This is a genomic window from Streptomyces sp. Mut1 (assembly GCF_030719295.1).
In the GTDB taxonomy this organism is placed as follows: Bacteria; Actinomycetota; Actinomycetes; order Streptomycetales; family Streptomycetaceae; genus Streptomyces; species Streptomyces castrisilvae.
Genome location: NZ_CP120997.1, coordinates 4329764 through 4347569, shown reverse-complemented (window position 1 = coordinate 4347569; position 17806 = coordinate 4329764). Strand labels below are relative to the sequence as shown.

Genomic DNA, 17806 nt, shown 5'->3' with positions numbered 1-17806 from the left:
GGTCAGCCGTCCGCGGCGGGCCGGCTCCTGCCGTACAGCCACGCCTTCCACAGCCCCGACAGATCCTGCCCGGTCTCCTTCTCCACGTACGCGGTGAAGTCCGCCGTCGACGCGTTGCCGTGCCGGTGCGCCTTCGTCCAGCCCTTCAGCAGCGCGAAGAACTCCTCGTCGTCGTCCACCGCCTCACGGATCTTGTGGATGACCATCGCCCCGCGCCCGTACACCGGGTCGTCGGAGACGGCCGCCGCCGAGGGCGGATCGGCGGGCGGGAACGCCCAGTTGTCCTCGTCCTCGTAGGCGTCCTCGAACGACTCCTCGGCCGGGGTGCCGTTCTTCTCCTCCTCCCACAGCCACTCCGCGTACGTCGCCGGCCCCTCGTTCAGCCACATGTCGCGCCAGCTCTTCGGCGTGACCGAGTCGCCGAACCACTGGTGCGCCATCTCGTGGACGAGCAGCCCGACGCTCGGCGGGCCCGGGAAGAACGGCCTGTTCTGCGTCTCCAGCGCGTACCCGGAGTCGTCCTCGCGGTCCACGATCGCGCCGGTCGCCGAGAACGGGTACGGACCGAAGTGCTCGGCCTCCCACGCCACCACCTCCGGCACCCGGGCCACCGTCCGCGCGCTCGCCTTCGCCACCTCGGGGTCCACGGCGGTGAACACCGTGATCCCGCCCGCCATGGTCGACGTCTTCGTCTCGAACCGCCCGACCGCCAGCGTCGCGAGATAGCTCGCCATCGGCTCCGCGGTGTGCCAGCGGAAGGTGGTGCGGCCCTTCTCCGTCGTCGGCGGCCCGGCAAGCACCCCGTTGGAGACCGCCGTCAGCCCCTTCGGGACGGTGACCGTCAGGTCGTACGCGGCCTTGTCGCTCGGGTGGTGGTTGCCCGGGAACCAGGCCATCGAACCGGTCGGCTCGCCGAGCGCGACCGCCCCGTCGTCGGTGGGCAGCCAGCCCTCCTCGGACCCGTCCGGATCGGTGATCGTCTTCGGCGAGCCCGAGTAGCGCACGACCACCCGGAACGTCTCGCCCCGGCGCAGCCGGTCCTCGGCCTTCGCGTCCGCACGCAGCGTCAGCTCGTCGCCCGCCCGGTTGACGGCGGCCGGACGCCCCTCCACCGTCGCCGAGTCCACGGTCAGCCCGGCCAGGTCCAGATTGAACGAACTGAGGTCCTGAGTGGCCCGCGCGGTGATCTCGACACTGCCGCGCAGCCGCTGCTCGTCCGGGTCCACGTCCAGCGTGATGGCGTAGTGCGACACGTCGTAGCCGCCGTTGCCCAGCTTCGGGAAGTACGGATCGCGCACCCCGGACGCGCCCGGCTTGCCCTCCACCCCGCCGGAACAGGCGGGCGCGAGGAGCGCGAGGACGAGCAACGGGAGGGCGGTCCGGGCCACCCTGGGGACTGCGCCGCGTACCGGGGTTCGATGATCCACGCCGATGATCCTATGTGCGGAATGTCGGACTCCGGGGCGGTGCGCCGGCGCGATGCCCAACGGCCGCCCGCCCGACGCCGGCCGCACCGGAGGCGCCGCCGCCCCCGGGCCGCTGGTGCGAGGCCGACACGCCGGGCATGACACCATCGAACCGTGCTCGACATCGGCTACTCCCTCTCCCGCCGCTTCCCCGACCCCCCGCAGACCGACTACCGCCGGGCGGACGTCCACGCCCTGCGCCACGACCTGTTCTCCGGGGACGTCTACCTCGCGGACACCAAGGAGGACCGCGAAGTATCCACAGCCTGGGGATGGGTGCCGGTGCTCGACTTCGCCTGGGCCCTGTGCGACATCGTCGAACAGATCGACCAGGACCCCCGCGGCAGCCGCTCGCACCGCCGCCAGTACGCCGAACTCGACTTCACCGAGTCCTCCGACCGCATGCTCTTCGAACGCCGCTTCGGCTGGGTCGACATCGAGGCCGACTGGATGGACCCCGAGGAACCGCCCCTCACCTTCGGCCACTCCCTCCTGCGCCGCGAGGCCCGCGACTTCCTGCACGACCTGATCGCCGACCTCGCCGACATGCACGAGGGCCTCGCCGACAACCCCGCCGTCTGGGACCTCCAGGCCCGCTTCCCCCGCCTCTGACCGGCCCCGCAGACCGCCTCACGCCTCCACGCGCACCCCGATCTGCGCCGCGAACGCCGGAGCCAGCTCCATCAGCTGCGCCGGGCTGATCACCGCACCCGCCAGCCGCTCCACACCCCGCGCGATGTCCAGCTCCGCGACCGACCGCAGATCCACCGACTCCATCCGCACCGCGCTGAAGTCCACCCGCTTCAGCACACAGTCCCGGAACTCCACCCGGGTCAGCTGCGCGCCCCCGAAATCCGGTTCCGCCAGCACACAGCCCTCGAAGACCACGTCCTTCAGCCGGGCCTCGCGCAGATTCAGGTAATCGATCTTCCCGCCCCGCACCAGCACCCGCTCCAGCACCGCCCCGTGCAACTGCACCCCGCCCAGGCGCGCGTCCACCACCTCCACGTCCCGCAGCGACGCCGACGAGAGATCCGTGCCCACCCCCCGTACCCCCGTCAGGACCGAGTCGATGAACCGCGCCCGGCTCAGCTCCGTACGGTCCAGGGCGCAGCCCTCCAGCGCACAGTCCATGAACCGGGCCCCCCGGCCCGACTCGTCCGCCAGATCCACGGACCCGAACCGCACCCCGTCGTAATCCCCGTCGGCCTCCAGTCCGCCCCCCTCGAAATCCGTCAGCGGCGGCAACCGCACCTCCGGACGCCGCGCCGCCGCGATCCCGCCACCACTCCGACCACCACTGCGCACCATGCCCCCATCGTGACGCACACCACTGACAACGCCCCGCCACCCCTTGACCTCAACCATGCTTGAGGTCAGAGGGTGGGCCCGACGAAACCCACACCACCCCGGGGGAGCCCGCCATGCACGCCGTACGCCTCCACGCCTTCGGCCCCGCCGAGAACCTCGGCTACGAACGGACCGAGGACCCCGAGCCCGGCCTCGGCCAGGTCCGCATCGCCGTCCGCGCCGCCGGCGTACACCTCCTCGACACCACCCTGCGCCAGGGCCACACCGGCCCCTTCCCCGCCCCCACCCCGCTCCCCACCGTCCCGGGCCGCGAAGTCGCCGGCACCGTCGACGCGCTCGGCGAAGGCACCGACCCCGGCTGGCTCGGCCAGGACGTCGTCGCCCACCTCGGCACCGGCCCCGGCGGCTACGCCGAACTCGCCGTCACCGACGCCGAACGGCTCCACCGCATACCCGAAGGACTGGGCCACGCCGAGGCCGTCGCCATGATCGGCACCGGCCGCACCACCCTCGGCATCCTCGCCTTCACCCCGCTCGGCCCCGACTCCGTCGCACTCGTCACCGCCGCCGCCGGAGGCATCGGCACCCTGCTCGTCCAGCACGCCAGGAACGCCGGGGCCACCGTCATCGGCCTCGCCGGCGGCCCCGCCAAGACCACCCTCGTCCGGGACAACGGCGCCGACCTCGCCGTCGACTACACCCGCCCCGACTGGCCCCGCCACGTCCGCACCCACCTCGACGCCCTCGGCCGCCGCGCCACCGTCGTCTACGACTGCGTCGGCTCCACCACCGCCCGCGCCGCCGTCGACCTCCTCGGCAAGGGCGGACAGCACCTCGTCTACGGCTGGGCGGGCGGCCGCCCCCTCACCCTGACCGACGAGGAACTCGCCGCACGCGGCATCACCTCCGAGCACGTCCTGGGCCCCGCCATGCTCAGCAGGGGCGGCGGCCTGCGCACCCTCGAAACCCGCGCCCTCGCCGAAGCCGCCGCGGGCCGCCTGCGCCCCGCGATCCGGAGCTACCCGCTCGCCCGCGCCGCCGACGCCCACCGCGACCTGGAAACCCGCGGCACCACCGGCAAGGTCGTCCTCATCCCCTGAACCCCCGGGCCCGGGGGTTCGTCAGACCCCCGCCCCGCCCAGCTCCGCCAGCGCCCCGTCCGTCAGCCGGTACACCGTCCACTCGTCCTGCGGACGCGCCCCCAGCGCCTCGTAGAACGCGATCGACGGAGCGTTCCAGTTCAGCACCGACCACTCCAGGCGCTCGTAACCCCGCTCCACACAGATCCGCGCCAACTCCGTCAGCAGCGCCTTCCCGTGCCCGCCGCCACGCCGCTCGGGACGCACGTACAGGTCCTCCAGGTAGATCCCGTGCGTCCCGCGCCACGTGGAGAAGTTCAGGAACCACAGCGCGAAGCCCACCACCGAGCCGTCCTCGTCCGACTCCGCGATGTGCGCGAACGCGGCCGGCCGCTCCCCGAACAGCGCCTCCCGCAACTGCTCCTCGGCGACACGCACCTCGTGCAGCGACTTCTCGTAATCGGCCAGCTCACGCACCATCGCGTGCAGCTCGGGGACATCGGCGGCAGTAGCAGTACGAATCATGGGGGCAGCGTAAACAGCGCCCGCCGGCCGCCCGCCGCCGCCTACCCCCGGCCCAGCAGCACCCGGGCGATGTGCGCCTGCTCCGGCACCAGCCGACCCGCACCGCCGTCCCCGACGCTCCAGCACGCGTTCTGCAGCACCCGCCCCAGCGTCCAGGCCACCGCCCGCCCCCGGTCCAGCCCCAGCACCCCGGTCAGCACGTCGAACCGCCGCCCCACCGCGTCCGCGTCGAACCGGTTCCACAACGCGGGCAGCAGCTCGAAACCCGGGTCCCCCACCAGCGGCTTCGGATCGATCGCCACCCACCGCCCGTCCGGGCCCGCCAGCACGTTCCCGAAGTGCAGATCCCAGTGCAGCAGCCGGTCCCCCGGCTCCCCCGCCACCTCACGCACCGCCGCCGCGCAGTCCCGTACCAACCGCCGCTCCCCCTCGTCCACCAGGCCCGCCACGACCCCCGGCGCACCGGCCACCATCCGCTCGGCCGCCTCCCCCAGCCCCCGCAGCCCGCACCCGGCCGGCGGCCGCACCTCCGTCAGCCCCGCCAGCAACCCGGCGATCACCCCCACCGCCCGGCCCGCGTCCGCCATCCCGTCGAGCGAACGCCGCCCGTCCAGCCGCTCCAGCAGCATCGCCCCCGTCACCGGATCGTGCTCCAGCAGCCCCACCGCCCCGGCCGACGCCTCCCCCCACAACCGCAGCGCGACCGGCTCCCCCACCGTCTCCTCATCCACCAACTGCAACTTCAGCACCGCCGGGCGCCCGTCCCCCACCCGCACCACCGGCAGGACCAGCGCACACACCCCGTGCATCACCGCACCGTCCCGCCGCAGCCCCCATCGCTTCAGGAACTCCGCCGCCATCCCCGGCAACCCGGCGACGAACGCCCGCCCGGCTTCCCCGTTGCAGGCGTTCTGAGCAGCGACCAGCGCATCCGGAATGTCGATCACGCCCCCGATCGTAGGAGCGTGCGTCAATCGGCTATGCCCACCGGCCACCCAGCCCCGCCCACCCGGCCCCGCACCACCCCCGCCGCCCGGCTCCGCGCCACCGGCTCCTGGATCCGCAGCGCCCCCGGCACCTACATCTGGCTGACCGCCCTCTTCGTCACCACGGTCATCGTCCACCAGATGTCACCGGCCTTCGAGGAGGAGTTCCTCCGCCAGCGCTCCACCAACATCCACGAGCTGTCCCGCAACCCCGTCCGCGTCCTCATCAGCAGCGCCTTCTGGATCGACAGCGGCCAATGGCTCCCCTACGCCATCCTCTACACCGTCTTCCACGCCCCCGCCGAACGCCGCCTCGGCACCCTGCGCTGGCTCACCGTCGCCGCCACCGCCCACGTGCTGGCCACCCTCGTCAGCGAGGGCGTACTCGCCTGGGCCATCCACCACGGCCACGCCCCGCCCTCCGCCGCCAACACCCTCGACATCGGCGTCAGCTACGCCCTCGCCGGCGTGGTCGCGGTCCTCACCTACTACGTCCCCCGCCCCTGGCGCCCCGCGTACCTCTTCGCGGTCCTGGTCATCTACACCGTCCCCCTCATCACCCGCCCCACCTTCACGGACATCGGCCATCTGACAGCGGTGCTGATCGGATTGGGGTGCTACCCGCTGACGCGGCGCGGGACATGAAAAAACCAGGCCGGCGGGGAGCCGGCCTGGTCGATGGAGCCCCCTATCGGATTCGAACCGATGACCTACGCATTACAAGTGCGTTGCTCTGGCCAGCTGAGCTAAGGAGGCGTGCCGGAGCAGTCTAACCAACACCGCGCGCGGCGCGGTGCAGAAATCTCACACCCCAGGAACTGCTGACAGATCCGAAACCGCCAGGTAGCGTCCTTGCAGGTTCACTCCGATGGACCAGACCACTCCCTTACAACGGATCGTCCGGCACGTACCTGCCGGTGGAGGAGAAGCATCAGCATGGCCAGTGTCACGTTCGACAAGGCGTCCCGTGTCTACCCCGGCTCCACGAAGCCCGCGGTCGACCAGCTCGAGATCGACATCGCGGACGGTGAGTTCCTCGTCCTCGTCGGTCCCTCCGGTTGTGGCAAGTCCACCTCCCTGCGCATGCTCGCGGGTCTTGAGGACGTCAACGGCGGTGCGATCCGCATCGGTGACCGTGACGTCACGCACCTGCCGCCGAAGGACCGGGACATCGCCATGGTGTTCCAGAACTACGCGCTCTACCCGCACATGACCGTCGCGGACAACATGGGCTTCGCGCTCAAGATCGCCGGTGTGAACAAGAGCGACATCCGGGCGAAGGTCGAAGAGGCCGCCAAGATGCTGGACCTCAGCGAATACCTGGACCGGAAGCCGAAGGCGCTCTCCGGTGGTCAGCGTCAGCGTGTGGCGATGGGCCGCGCGATCGTGCGTGAGCCGCAGGTCTTCCTCATGGACGAGCCGCTGTCGAACCTCGACGCCAAGCTCCGCGTCTCCACCCGTACGCAGATCGCCTCGCTCCAGCGCCGGCTGGGCATCACGACCGTGTACGTCACGCACGACCAGGTCGAGGCCCTGACCATGGGCGACCGGGTCGCGGTCCTCAAGGACGGTCTGCTCCAGCAGGTCGACTCGCCGCGCAACATGTACGACAAGCCGGCGAACCTCTTCGTGGCCGGCTTCATCGGCTCGCCCGCGATGAACCTGATCGAGGTCCCGATCACCGACGGTGGCGTGAAGTTCGGCAACAGCGTCGTCCCGGTCTCGCGTGAGGCGCTGACCGCCGCCGCCGACCGTGGCGACACGACCGTGACGGTCGGTATCCGCCCCGAGCACTTCGACATCGTCGAGCACGGTGGCGCCGCCGCGAAGACCCTCGCCAAGGACTCCTCGGAGGCCCCGGCCGGTCTGGCCGTCTCGGTCAACGTGGTCGAGGAGCTCGGCGCCGACGGCTTCGTCTACGGTGCCGCCGAGGTCGGTGGCGAGCACAAGGACCTCGTGGTCCGCGTCGGCGGCCGCGCCGTCCCGGAGAAGGGCACCAAGCTGCACGTCGTGCCGCGCCCGGACGAGCTGCACGTCTTCGCCACGTCGACGGGTGAGCGTCTCACCGCCTGATCCGGCAAGCGCTGTACGGTGGCCCCGCACGATCTTCGTGCGGGGCCACCGCGCGTCGGGGCCGGTCGAGGGGTTTGAACAGCCGAGGGAAAAATCCCCGGCACAACGGTCATTTCGCTCCGACTCGTCAACACGCGATTCGAAAAGACCACTCGAACCATCCCCCGCGAGGGTGACGTAATGTCGCCATGTCATCACCGACCGCTACGCTCGCTGCGTGACCCACTCCGTGCGCCGTATCGGCCGAACTCTCGCTCTCGTACTGCCCGTCGTCATGGTTCTGTCCGGGACCCTCGCGGTCACCGCCGTGCCGTGGGCAGCCAGCAACTCCGACTCGCAGCTGCTCGCCGCGTCGGCTCGTACCGTCTCCGACGCCAAGGGCGCCAAGGAGGTCAAGGAACGTGCCCCGCAGGACATCCTGCGCGACCGGCTCCTCGTGGAGCTCCGGGAGAAGGACCCCGGTGTCGCCCTGACGGAGCTCCAACGTGCCGTCGAGGGGCGACCGTCGCTCGCCCGGCACTGCATGTCGATCGCGAAGGCGCTCGGGAAGGCGGCCGTCGCGCAGTACGGCCCGACGCGGGCGCACCGTTTCTCCCGCCCCGTCTGTGACACGTCGTTCGCCTCGGGTGTCGCCCAGTTCAGCTGACCGACCGGAGCCGGGCACGGCATATCGTGCCTGGCATGCATACGTTTCCGACGCAGGCCGTGATCCTGGCAGGTGGCCAGGGGTCACGGCTGCGCCCGTATACCGATGACCGCCCCAAGCCGATGGTCGAGATCCCGGGTACCGGGACCCCGATCATCGGCCATCAGCTTTCCTGGCTGGCCGCCGAGGGCGTGACCGATGCCGTGGTCTCGTGCGGGCATCTCGCCGAGGTGTTGCAGGAGTGGCTGTCCGACGCGGTGCTGCCGTTGCGCGTGACGACGGTGGTGGAGTCGGAGCCGCTGGGGCGCGGGGGCGGGCTGAAGTACGCGGCGGCCCGGTTGCCGGCGCCGGACGAGCCCTGGTATGCGACCAACGGGGACATCTGGACGCGGTTCTCGTTGCGTGAGATGGCGGCGTTCCACGCGGAGCGGGACGCGACCGCGACGCTGGCGCTGGCCCGTCCGAGGATTCCGTGGGGGGCGGTGGAGACGGACGCGTTCGGGCACATCACGGACTTCATCGAGGCACCGCCGTCGCCGTATCTGATCAATGCCGGGGTGTACGTGTTCTCCCCGGCGTTCACCGCGCTGCTGCCGGACCGGGGGGACCATGAGCGGACGACGTTCCCGCGGCTGGCCAGGGAACGGCGGCTGGCGGGGTATCCGTTGCCGCACGGGGCGTACTGGCGGGCCATCGACACGGCGAAGGACCTGACCGAGGCCGCCAAGGAGCTGGACGGGCGGTAGCCGGCACGGGGCTACGGAGAAGGGGCGGGGCCGGAGGTTTTCCTCCGGCCCCGCCCCTTCTCGTCGGGTGCCTCCGGGTCAGCCGAGGAGGCCGCCGATGGGGTTGCGGCCGCTGGTGTCGCCGCTGCCGCCGGTGGAGCCGGTGGCGGGGTCGGGGTCGGTGCCGCCGGTGGTGGAGCCGCCGCCGTCGCCGGTGGAGCCGGAGGAGCTGGGGCCCGCGCTGGTGGTGGGCGGCTGCTGGGGGGTGGTCTGCTGCGGGGGCTGCTGGCCGGTGCCCTGGGTCTCGCTGGGCTGTCCGGCGCCCGCGCCCGCCGCCTGGCCCGTTTCGCGGACGCTGTCCGTGGCGGGGGTGGAGGCGTCGGCGGAGGGGGTGTGGGGGGCGGTGCTGTGGGACGGGGTGGGCTCTTGGCCGGTGGGGCTCTTGGAGGCCTTGCCGCCGCGGGACTTGTCGGGGAGCGGGGAGCCGGGGAGCTGGTTGGTGGGGACGCCGTGGGGGCCGGGGACGGTGACGACCTCGGTGGAGCGGACGGCGCCGCCGAGGATGGAGCCGATGAGGAGGGTGAGCCCGACGACGATGCTGGCGACGACACCGCCGCGGCGCAGGACCCGGCGGCGCAGGTCCCAGATCTCGGAGCGGGGACCGAGCTTGCGCCAGGCCTCTCCGGCGAGGCGTCCGTCGAGGGAGTAGACGGGGGCGCCCGCGATGATCAGGGGGCTCCAGGCGGCCAGGAAGATGATGTCGGGCGCGTCGTAGGCGGCGACGGTGCGCCAGCTGACGGTCACCAGGAGGGCGGCGGACAGCAGCGCGCCGACGGTGGCGGCGACGCGCTGCCAGAGGCCGAGGACGGTGAGGACGCCGACGACGACCTGGAGGAAGGCGATGGAGAGGCCGGCTCCGACCGGGTGGGACAGGGCGAAGTCGCGCAGCGGTTCGGCGAGGGCCCAGGGGTGGAGGGAGTTCAGCCACTTGACCATGGAGCCGCGTTCGCCGCCGTCGAAGTAGACGGGGTCGCAGAGCTTGCCCATGCCGGCGTAGATGGAGATGAAGCCGAGGAGGACCCGCATGGGCAGGAGGACGACGCCGAGGTTCATGCGGCGGCCGGGGTAGTACGCGTGCCGGACGTCGTCGGCGCCGTTCTGGCGCCGGCCCCGGGTGCCGTTGTCCTCGTCGGTGAGGTCGACGGCGGGGTCGTCGTCGTAGCGGTCCGGGTCGCGGTGGAGGTCCGGGTGGTACGGCCCGGGGTCGACGGGGTCGTAGGCGCCGACGGCCCGGCGCATGGGCGGGAGCAGGGGGCCGCCGGGGCGGGGTGCGCCGATGACGGGGTTGGGCTGGGTCTCGTCGAGGGGCAGGTCGTCGAGGCGCGGGATGACCTGGGTGCCGACGCCGTGTCCGCGGTCGGACTCGTAGGGGACGTACGGCTCGTAGGGGTCGTACGCGGTGTCGGGGCGGCCCGCGGTGGAGTTCCGTACGGCCTGGAGAAGCCCGGTGGCGCCGGGGTCGCCGGGGGCGGACCTGCCGCTCCAGACGACGGGGGCGCGTCGGCCGCGGCCGGCTCCGGCGCCGCTCATGGCGGGGATCCTGGGCGGGCCGACGGGGCTCACACCGCGCAGCCGCGCGCGCTGGCCGGGGGCGAGCTGTACCCGGAAGCTGGCGTGGTTGACGATGACCTGCGCGGGGTCGCAGTCCACCTTGGTCATGCTCAGGGCGGGTAGTTCGTCGAACCGAGGCGTTCTGGTGTCCACACTCATCTAACCGAGTGATGTGTGATTAGGACACTGCCTTGACGGTGTCGAAGTGTCCGAGACCCGTCAACAGGTGGTGGGGGGTCGCGCGGGGGCGCGCGCACGTGCGCTCGCGCCCCCGCCGGGCCCCTCCGGGCCGGGTGCTCAGGCGCGGCGGCGGGCGACCTCGTACATGACGATTCCGGCGGCGACACCGGCGTTGAGGGATTCGGCGCCGCCGGGCATGGAGATGCGGACGCGGTAGTCGCAGGTCTCGCCGACGAGCCGGCCGAGGCCCTTGCCCTCGCTGCCGATGACGATGACGACGGGGCCGCCGAGGGCTTCGAGGTCCTCGACGGTGTGCTCGCCGTCGGCGGCGAGGCCGACGACCGCGATGCCTTCCTTCTTGTACGCCTCCAGGGCGCGGGTCAGGTTGGTGACCCGGGAGACGGGCGTACGGGCGGCGGTGCCGGCGGAGGACTTCCAGGCTCCGGCGGTCATGCCGGCCGCGCGGCGCTCGGGCACGACGACGCCGTGGCCGCCGAAGGCGGAGACGGAGCGGACGATCGCGCCGAGGTTGCGGGGGTCGGTGACGCCGTCGAGGGCGACGATGAGGGGGTCCTCGCCGTTGTCGTACGCGGCGGCGGTGAGGTCCTGCGGGTCGGCGTACTCGTAGGGCGGGACCTGGAGGACGAGGCCCTGGTGGTTGAGCCCGTTCGTCATGCGGTCGAGCTCGGGGCGCGGGGCTTCCATCAGGTTGATGTTGCCGCGCTCTCCGGCGAGCTGGAGGGCTTCGCGGACGCGCTCGTCGTTGTCGATGTACTGCTGGACGTAGAGGGTGGTGGCGGGAACGCCGTCGCGCAGGGCCTCGTAGACGGGGTTGCGGCCGACGACCATCTCGGAGGTGCCCTTGACGCCGCCGCGGCGGGGGGCGGGGCGGCGGGCGGCGGCCTGCTTGGCCTGGGCGTTGGCGACGCGGTTCTTCTTGTGTCCCTTGCGGGCGGAGGCGGGCGGCGTCGGTCCCTTGCCTTCGAGACCACGGCGTCGCTGGCCACCGCTGCCGACCTGCATGCCCTTCTTGTTGGACGTGCGGCGGTTCCTGCGCTGGCTGTTCCCGGCCATGACCTACCTGTTTCGTTGCTTCAGACGTGCGTACGTATAAGTGAGAGTGTGCCGCCCGGCGGGCCGGGCGGCACATGGAGGGACTACTGGCGGGGGCCGAGTGTCCACCGGGGTCCGGCCGGGCTGTCCTCGATGACGAGGCCGGACTGGTTGAGCTGGTCGCGGATGGCGTCGGCGGCGGCCCAGTCCTTGCGGGCGCGGGCGGACTGGCGCTGGTCGAGGACGAGGCGGACGAGGGTGTCGACGACGCCGTGGAGGTCGTCGCCCCGGTCGCTCTCGCCGGCCCAGTGGTCGTCCAGCGGGTCGAGTCCGAGGACACCGAGCATGGCACGGACCTCGGCGAGCCGTGCGACGGCGGCTTCCTTGTCGTCGGCGGCGAGGGCGGAGTTGCCCTGGCGGACCGTGGTGTGGACGATCGCGAGGGCCTGCGGCACACCGAGGTCGTCGTCCATGGCTTCGGCGAAGGCGGGCGGCACCTCGGCGGCGGGCGCGACGGTCTCGCCGGCCTTCTCGGTGACGCGCTGGACGAAGCCCTCGATCCGCGCGAACGCGGACTCGGCCTCGCGCAGGGCCTCCTCGCTGTACTCGATCATCGACCGGTAGTGCGGGGTGCCGAGGTAGTAGCGCAGCACGATCGGGCGCCACGCCTTGACCATCTCGCTGACGAGCACGGAGTTGCCCAGCGACTTCGACATCTTCTCGCCGGACATGGTGACCCAGCCGTTGTGCACCCAGTACTTCGCGAACTCGTCGCCGAAGGCCTTGGCCTGGGCGATCTCGTTCTCGTGGTGCGGGAAGATCAGGTCGATGCCGCCGCCGTGGATGTCGAAGGCGGTGCCGAGGTACTTGTGCGCCATGGCGGAGCACTCCAGGTGCCAGCCCGGACGGCCGCGGCCCCAGGGCGTCTCCCAGCTCGGCTCGCCGGGCTTGGACGCCTTCCACATGGCGAAGTCGCGCTTGTCGCGCTTGCCGGTCTCGTTGTCGCCGGAGGGCTGGCGCAGGTCGTCCAGATCCTGGTTGGAGAGCTCCAGGTAGCCGGGGAACGAGCGCACGTCGAAGTAGACGTTGCCGTCGGCGGCGTAGGCATGGCCCCGTTCGATGAGGCCGCGCATCATCTCGATCATCTCGGGGACGTGACCGGTGGCGCGGGGCTCGTAGGTGGGCGGGAGGCAGCCGAGCGCGTCGTAGCCCGCGTTGAACGCGCGCTCGTTCTCGTAGCCGATCGCCCACCACGGCCGGCCCTGTTCGGCGGACTTGGTGATGATCTTGTCGTCGATGTCGGTGACGTTCCGGACGAACGTCACGTCGTAGCCGCGGTAGGCGAACCAGCGGCGCATGATGTCGAAGTTCAGTCCGGACCTGATGTGCCCGATGTGCGGGGCGGCCTGGACGGTAGCGCCACAGAGGTAGATCGAGACACAGCCCGCTGTGAGCGGGACGAAGTCACGGATCTGCCGGGCGCTGGTGTCGTACAGGCGAATAGTCACCCCTCAAGGGTAGTAGGCCCGCACCAGTGCCCCGAGCCCCTTCCGGGGATTGCGTGACACTTGTTATGGCCTCGGGGATTTTCTCCCGCTTCGCGGGCGCTCCCGGGGGCAGGGCCAGGGCGAGGACGGCTCCGGTGAGGGGGACCGCGGCGAGTGCGGCCCAGCGCAGCGGCGCGGGCGCGTCGAGCAGGGCGCCGGTGGCGGCGCTGCCGCCGAGTACGGCGAGTCCGGACACGGAGGAGAGCGCTCCGGTGGCGAGGCCGAGGTGCCGGTCCTCGACCAGGTCGGGTACGAGCCCCCGGGCGGCGGGCACCAGGAGCATCTGGCCGAGCGTGAGCAGCACGACGAGCGAGGTGGCGGGCAGCAGCCCGGCGGGTCCGGCCGGGGCGAGGGGTACGGCGGCGAATCCGGCGGCCACGGTGGCGAGTCCCGTGACGAGCGCGGTGCGGGGCGTGACCCGGTCGGCGGACCAGCGGGTGAGGGGCAGCTGTACGCAGACGACCAGGAGGGAGGAGAGCGCGAAGAGCCGGCCGAGGGCGGTCTGCGATCCGGTGGCGGCTTCCACTTCGGCGGGCAGCGACAGGTAGAGCTGGTTGTAGGCGATGAGGTAGCCGCTGTACACGAGGCAGAGCAGCAGGAACGGCCGGCGGGTGAGGACCTGGCGCAGCGATCCGCGTGCCCCCGTTCGGTGGACGGGTGCGCGGCGCGGCATGAGCAGGGCGTGTCCGGCGAGGACCGCGGTGAAGACGAGGACTCCGGCGAGGCAGGCGGCGCGGAATCCGTCGTCGAGGAGCAGGAGCAGTGATCCGAGGAGCGGGCCGAGGAAGGCACCGGCCTGTCCGGCGGCCGAGAAGCGGGCGAGGACGCGGGCGCGCGGGGTGCCGGTGAGCTGTTCGTGGCGGACGGCTTCGCGGGCGGTCTCGGACTCGACGGCGGGTGAGAAGAGGGCGGCGGCGAATCCGGTGAGCACGACGGCGCCGATGACGGTCGCGGTGGAGCCGGCGACGGCCAGCCAGCCGAATCCCGCGATCCGCAGGGCGCAGCCGGCGAGGACGACGGGCCGGGGGCCGTACCGGTCGGTGAGTGCGCCGCCGATGACGAAGAGGCCCTGCTGGCTGAAAGTGCGTAGGCCGAGGACGAGTCCTACAAGCCAGCCGGTCATGCCGAGGCCGGTGCCCAGGTGGGTGGCGAGGTAGGGCAGGACGGCGTAGAAGCCGATGTTGAAGGCGAGCTGGGTGGTGGTGAGGAGGCGGAGGTAGGGGGTGGTGGCGGCGCTCATGCGGCGGTGTTCCGGGCGGTGTGTCCCTTTACGGAGGCGGTGTTCCGGGCGGTGTGTCCCTTTACCGGGGCGGTGGTGTCCGGGGCGGTGGGTCCTTCCGCGGCGGCCGTGGTGTTCCGGCCGGTGCGTCCCCGTACGGCCGCCGTGGTGAGGACGGTGAGGGCGCCGAGGACGGCGAGGGCGGCGGCGGGGGCGAGGACGGACCAGGGGGCGCGTTCGGCGTACGGGAGGTTCTCGGAGAGCATGCGGCCCCACTCGGGTGAGGGGGGCGCCGTGCCGAGGCCGAGGAAGCCGAGGGAGGCGAGGGCCAGGGCGAGGGCGGGGACGCGCAGGGCGGCGTGCCGGGCGACGGGGGGCACGATGCCGGGCAGGAGGTGGCGGCGCAGCAGGTGGAGTCGTCCGGCGCCGAGGGCGCGGGCGGCGGTGAGGTGCGGGGCGGCGCGTTCCTGGGCGCGCAGCGCGCTGGTGTGGGCGGCGAGCGGGGCCCAGGCGACGGCGGTGACGGCGGCCGCCGCGCTCCAGGGTCCCGGGCCGGCGATGCCTGCGACGACGAGGCCGGTGAGGATCGCGGGCAGGGCGTTGGCGGTCTCGGTGAGGGCCGTGGCGCGTACGGCTCCGACGGCGAGGCCGATGAGCAGGGTGGCGGCGGAGACGGCGAGGGCGGTCAGGACGGTGCGGGCGGCTCCGTGTCCGAGGCGGGCGAGGATGTCGCGGCCGAGGGAGTCCGTGCCCAGGGGGTGGGCGGCGGAGGGTCCGGCGAGGCGGGCGGCGGCGTCGATGTGGAGCGGGTCGCGCAGGAGTCCGGTGAGGGTGACGGCGGCGAAGAGGGCGGCGAGGAGCAGTGCGGCGGCGAGGAGGGCCGGGCGGGCGCGGGCCGCGGGCGGGACGAGCGCGGGCAGGGCGCCCGCGTCGAGGGCGGGGCCGAGCAGGGTGCGGGAGGCGAGGCGGGCGGCGAGTCCGGCGGCCGTGCCGAGGAGCAGCAGGATGAGGACGCAGGCCTGGAGGACGGGGAGGTCCTGGGCGAGTGCGGCGGCCAGCGCGGTGGATCCGAGGCCGGGGATGGCGTAGAGGGTTTCGACGGCGACGGCTCCGCCGGTGAGGCCGACGACGATCAGGCCGAGCTGGGGCAGCAGGCCGGGCAGGGTGCGGCGCAGGGCGTGGCGGGCGGCGCGGCGGGCGGGCAGGCCGTGGGCGGTGGCGGCGCGGGCCCAGGGTTCGGCGAAGGCGGCGGGCAGGGCGTCGTCGAGGAGCCGGCCGAGGAGGGCGCCCGCCGGTATGCCCATGGCGAGGGCGGGCAGCACGGTGTGCTGGGCGGTGCCCCAGCCGAGCGCGGGGAGCCAGTCGAGCCGGACGGCGACGATCGCGGCGAGTACGGCGGCGATGAGGAATTCGGGGAGTGCGGCGAGGACGGCGGCCGTGGTCCCGGCCCGTGCGGTGGCGGAGCGGTGGAGGGCTCCGCGGCGCAGGGTGCGGGCGGTGAGGGCGGCGGCGGTGAGGAGGGCGACGGCGAGCGAGGCGCCCATGAGGGCGAGGGAGACGCCGAGGGCGGACATCGCGTCGGGGGCGACGGGCTGTCCGGAGACCCAGGAGGTGCCGAGGTCGCCGCGGAGGAGTCCGGTGAGCCAGTCGCCGAGGAGGCGGAGGGGCCCGCCGTCGAGGCCGGTCTCGGCGCGGATGGCGTCGAGGGTCTCGGCGGTGGGGGGCCGGTCGGCGTAGCGGGCGTGCAGGATCGTGAGGGCGGGGTCGGTGCGGGTGAGGCGGGGCAGCAGCCCGATGACGGCGAGGACCGCGAGGAGGGCGGCGGCCCGTCCGGCGAGGTGTCTCACCCGGTCACCCGACGTGGGTGTCGGCGGTGATGAGGGTGCGTTCCAGGGGGTCGAGGGAGACGCCGTGGACGCGGGTGTCGTCGTAGCCCTGGACGAAGCGTTCGTGGACGAGCGGTACGAGGGCGTCGGTGGCGAGGACGCGGGCTTCGGCTGCCGCGGCGGCGGTGTGGCGGGCGTCGGTCGACGCGGTGCCGGCGGCCTCGGCGACGGCGGTGTCGACGTCTTCGTCGCAGAGCTGGGAGATGTTGAAGCTGCCGTCGCAGGTGAAGTCGGAGGCGAGGTAGGAGACCGGGTCGGCGGTGTCCAGGAGGGTGTTGCGGGCCTGGATGAAGGCGTCGTACTTCCCGGCGAGGGCGTCGGCCTCCATCTGGGCGTAGTCGCGGACGACCTGCTTGACGGTGAAGCCGCGCTTCTGGAGCTGCTGTTGGACGACGGTGGCGGCCTCGGGGAGTTCGGGCCGGTTGGTGTAGGTGGCGAGGACGATCTGCCCGGTCTTCGCCACCTGCGCCTTGCCGGCGGCCTTCGCCCGGCCGGCCGGAGCCGTGCGGGCGTCGGCGGCCCAGGTGACACCCGGCCCGAGAAGTCCTCGCGCGGTGTCGGCACGGCCTTCGTAGACGGCCTTGACGAGGGCCGGGGAGTCGATGGCCTCGCGGGCGGCCGCGCGCATGGCGGGGTCGGCGAAGACGCCGCGCGCGGTGTTGAGGGAGAGGCCGTTGGTGCGGGCGGAGGAGAACGCGTGGACGAGTCCGTCGCCGAGGAGGGAGGCCTGGGAGACCGGTACGTATTCGGCGACGTCGACGGCCTTGGTACGCAGGGCGTTGGCACGGGCGGTGCCGTCGGCCACGAAGGTCACGTCGGCGCCGGGGGCCTTGGCCTTGCCGCCCCAGTAGGTGTCGTTGCGTTCCAGGGTCGCGCTGACGGCGCCCTTGACGGAGGCCAGCGTGAAGGGGCCGGTGGCGTGGCCCGCGGGGTCGACCCTGCCGTTGGCGTAGGCGGCCGCGGACAGGATGGCGAGGGAGGGGTTGGCGAGGCGCTGGGGCAGCAGCGGGTCGGCTTCCCCGGTGACGATCCGTACGGCGTCGGCGCCCCGGGCGGTGGCGGTGATGCCGGTGTCGGAGAGGACGCGGGGGCCGGGTGAGGCCTTGTCGGCGGCGTTCAGCGAGCGGACGACGGCGGCCGGGTCCACGTCGCTGCCGTCCTGGAAGACCGCCTTGCGGAGGGTGAAGGTCCAGGTGGTGGGGTTGTCGCGCTTCCAGGACGTGGCGAGCGCGGGCTCGGCCGCGCCCTCGCTGTTCAGGGTGGTGAGGCCCTCGATGACGGCGAGGCGGCTGAGGGTGACGGCGTCGTCCCCGTAGGGGGACATGGCCTGGGCGGGCGGGAAGGCCATGACGACGCGGAGGCGTTGCCCGCCGTCGGTGTCGGACGCGCCGCCGGAGCAGGCGGTGGCGAGCGGGACGAGGAGGGCGGTCGCGGACAGGGTCAGCGGCAGCGCGGAACGACGACGGCGGGGAGCGGGCATGGCAACGACCTTATATGAA

At 72.8% G+C, this 17806-nt stretch carries 16 protein-coding genes and 1 tRNA gene; 6 read left to right on the top strand and 11 right to left on the bottom strand.

From position 1 onward, the window contains the following. Nucleotides 1-2: 2 nt before the first annotated feature. Complete coding sequence (locus P8A18_RS18720; protein ID WP_306055983.1) at nt 3-1427, bottom strand: M1 family metallopeptidase; 1425 nt, start codon at nt 1425-1427, stop codon at nt 3-5. Between the two features lie 153 nt (nt 1428-1580). On the opposite strand from P8A18_RS18720, the gene P8A18_RS18715 reads away from it, so the two are divergent. Next, the gene (locus P8A18_RS18715) at nt 1581-2078 is read left to right on the top strand and encodes a hypothetical protein (protein ID WP_306055981.1); all 498 of its coding nucleotides are present in this window, start codon (nt 1581-1583) and stop codon (nt 2076-2078) included. A gap of 18 nt (nt 2079-2096) precedes the next feature. Here P8A18_RS18715 and P8A18_RS18710 read toward each other — a convergent pair whose 3' ends face one another. Then, nucleotides 2097-2777, bottom strand: coding sequence for a pentapeptide repeat-containing protein (locus P8A18_RS18710; RefSeq protein WP_306055980.1), 681 nt, complete (start codon nt 2775-2777; stop codon nt 2097-2099). A 113-nt stretch (nt 2778-2890) separates the two neighbouring features. On the opposite strand from P8A18_RS18710, the gene P8A18_RS18705 reads away from it, so the two are divergent. Next, nucleotides 2891-3877, top strand: coding sequence for a zinc-binding dehydrogenase (locus tag P8A18_RS18705; RefSeq protein WP_306055979.1), 987 nt, complete (start codon nt 2891-2893; stop codon nt 3875-3877). Nucleotides 3878-3898: 21 nt separating this feature from the next. Here the strand turns inward: P8A18_RS18705 and P8A18_RS18700 are convergent, their stop codons facing one another. Together P8A18_RS18700 and P8A18_RS18695 are read right to left on the bottom strand one after the other, a co-directional pair. Continuing rightward, a complete protein-coding gene (locus P8A18_RS18700; protein ID WP_306055977.1) occupies nt 3899-4381 on the bottom strand; it encodes a GNAT family N-acetyltransferase in 483 nt (160 codons plus the stop codon). A gap of 41 nt (nt 4382-4422) precedes the next feature. Further along, nucleotides 4423-5328 carry an aminoglycoside phosphotransferase family protein gene (locus P8A18_RS18695; RefSeq protein ID WP_306055976.1) on the bottom strand — a complete coding sequence of 302 codons (906 nt, stop codon included), beginning with the start codon at nt 5326-5328 and terminating at the stop codon, nt 4423-4425. 33 nt (nt 5329-5361) lie between these two features. Here P8A18_RS18695 and P8A18_RS18690 point away from each other — a divergent pair, with 33 nt between their 5' ends. Then, the gene (locus P8A18_RS18690) at nt 5362-6012 is read left to right on the top strand and encodes a rhomboid-like protein (protein WP_306060989.1); all 651 of its coding nucleotides are present in this window, start codon (nt 5362-5364) and stop codon (nt 6010-6012) included. Between the two features lie 34 nt (nt 6013-6046). Here P8A18_RS18690 and P8A18_RS18685 read toward each other — a convergent pair. After that, nucleotides 6047-6123, bottom strand: a tRNA-Thr gene (locus P8A18_RS18685). Between the two features lie 180 nt (nt 6124-6303). Between P8A18_RS18685 and P8A18_RS18680 the strand changes: the two genes are divergently transcribed. The 3 genes from P8A18_RS18680 to P8A18_RS18670 all read left to right on the top strand — a co-directional run bounded on the left by P8A18_RS18680 (nt 6304) and on the right by P8A18_RS18670 (nt 8832). Next, nucleotides 6304-7440: an ABC transporter ATP-binding protein gene (locus P8A18_RS18680; RefSeq protein WP_306055975.1), complete on the top strand. Its 1137-nt coding sequence runs from the start codon at nt 6304-6306 to the stop codon at nt 7438-7440. A gap of 217 nt (nt 7441-7657) precedes the next feature. Further along, the gene (locus tag P8A18_RS18675) at nt 7658-8086 is read left to right on the top strand and encodes a hypothetical protein (RefSeq protein ID WP_306055974.1); all 429 of its coding nucleotides are present in this window, start codon (nt 7658-7660) and stop codon (nt 8084-8086) included. A 35-nt stretch (nt 8087-8121) separates the two neighbouring features. Beyond that, a complete protein-coding gene (locus P8A18_RS18670; RefSeq protein WP_018553668.1) occupies nt 8122-8832 on the top strand; it encodes a nucleotidyltransferase family protein in 711 nt (236 codons plus the stop codon). Nucleotides 8833-8910: 78 nt separating this feature from the next. Here P8A18_RS18670 and P8A18_RS18665 read toward each other — a convergent pair whose 3' ends face one another. The 6 genes from P8A18_RS18665 to P8A18_RS18640 all read right to left on the bottom strand — a co-directional run bounded on the left by P8A18_RS18665 (nt 8911) and on the right by P8A18_RS18640 (nt 17787). After that, on the bottom strand, nt 8911-10530 hold the full coding sequence (locus P8A18_RS18665) for a DoxX family membrane protein (protein WP_306055973.1): 1620 nt from the start codon (nt 10528-10530) through the stop codon (nt 8911-8913). A 189-nt stretch (nt 10531-10719) separates the two neighbouring features. Continuing rightward, nucleotides 10720-11676, bottom strand: a complete 957-nt coding sequence (rlmB, locus tag P8A18_RS18660; protein ID WP_018553670.1) for a 23S rRNA (guanosine(2251)-2'-O)-methyltransferase RlmB — start codon at nt 11674-11676, stop codon at nt 10720-10722. A gap of 83 nt (nt 11677-11759) precedes the next feature. After that, nucleotides 11760-13163, bottom strand: a complete 1404-nt coding sequence (gene cysS, locus P8A18_RS18655) for a cysteine--tRNA ligase (RefSeq protein WP_306055972.1) — start codon at nt 13161-13163, stop codon at nt 11760-11762. Beyond that, nucleotides 13120-14442 carry an MFS transporter gene (locus tag P8A18_RS18650; protein WP_306055971.1) on the bottom strand — a complete coding sequence of 441 codons (1323 nt, stop codon included), beginning with the start codon at nt 14440-14442 and terminating at the stop codon, nt 13120-13122. The genes cysS and P8A18_RS18650 overlap by 44 nt, the downstream gene beginning before the upstream one ends. Then, the gene (locus P8A18_RS18645) at nt 14439-16268 is read right to left on the bottom strand and encodes an ABC transporter permease subunit (RefSeq protein ID WP_306055969.1); all 1830 of its coding nucleotides are present in this window, start codon (nt 16266-16268) and stop codon (nt 14439-14441) included. Before P8A18_RS18645 ends, P8A18_RS18650 begins: the two co-directional genes overlap by 4 nt. A 4-nt stretch (nt 16269-16272) precedes the next feature. After that, complete coding sequence (locus P8A18_RS18640; protein WP_306055968.1) at nt 16273-17787, bottom strand: ABC transporter substrate-binding protein; 1515 nt, start codon at nt 17785-17787, stop codon at nt 16273-16275. Nucleotides 17788-17806 lie beyond the last annotated feature (19 nt).